Origin of the sequence: Colwellia ponticola (assembly GCF_005885605.1) — a bacterium.
In the GTDB taxonomy this organism is placed as follows: domain Bacteria; phylum Pseudomonadota; class Gammaproteobacteria; order Enterobacterales; family Alteromonadaceae; genus Colwellia; species Colwellia ponticola.
In genome coordinates this window covers 1-409 of the sequence record NZ_SZVP01000214.1, presented here as the reverse complement: position 1 = coordinate 409, position 409 = coordinate 1, and the positions used below count along the sequence as shown (strand labels likewise).

The window sequence follows — 409 nt, the reverse complement described above, 5'->3', positions numbered from 1 at the left end:
AACTTCCAATGGGTCCTGAAACGACATGGCAAACCCGGACGCCCTGAGTCAGCAGCGAGCTTCTAATCGCCTGCTGCAACCGACCGTCAAATCCCATCTGGCGTACACGCTGCTCTGCGCACTGGTCATGATGGTGATGCTCTCCCTGCTGCGCCTGGCGCTGCTGGTCTACAACCGCGAGATGATCCTCGACACGCCGGCCTCGACCTTCCTTGAAGCGTTCGCCAACGGCCTGCGTTTTGACATCCGCCTGGTGGTCTACCTGCTGATCCCGCTGCTGCTGGCACTGTTCAGCGTACGGGCCATGGCCGCGCGTGGGTTCTTCCGCTTCTGGCTGACCCTTGCGTCCAGCATCGCCCTGTTCCTGGGCTTGATGGAGATGGACTTCTACCGCGAGTTCCACCAGCGC

At 61.4% G+C, this 409-nt stretch carries 1 protein-coding gene; it reads left to right on the top strand.

Going from position 1 to position 409, the window contains the following annotated elements; all coding sequences use genetic code 11:
* Window positions 1-25: 25 nt before the first annotated feature.
* Window positions 26-409 (top strand): hypothetical protein (locus FCS21_RS16615; RefSeq protein ID WP_222928015.1); only part of this gene is annotated, 384 nt, incomplete at its 3' end.